Source organism: Streptomyces sp. P5F9 (genome assembly GCF_057961495.1).
In genome coordinates, this window is sequence record NZ_JBXVPZ010000840.1 from 1 (window position 1) to 247 (window position 247).

The 247-nt window shown below is 70.4% G+C and carries 1 pseudogene; it reads right to left on the reverse strand.

Annotation, left to right across the window (positions count from 1 at the left end):
- Nucleotides 1–247, reverse strand: a pseudogene (locus AC31A1_RS50735) (prephenate dehydrogenase); the annotation flags it as partial.

The window sequence follows — 247 nt, forward strand, 5'->3', positions numbered from 1 at the left end:
CAACACCGGCGCAGCCTTCGGCTCCACCCACAACTGCACAAGCCCCGCCTGCTGCCCGGTCGCGTGCTCGATCCGCACGTCCTCGATATTGACCCCCGCCATCCCCGCGTCCGCGAAGATCCGGGCCAACTGCCCCGGCTGGTCGTCGATCAGCACAGCCACAACCTCGTAGACCCGCGGAGCGGACCCGTGCTTGCCAGGCACGCGGACCTGCCCCGCGTTCCCCCGCCGCAGCACGTCCTCGATC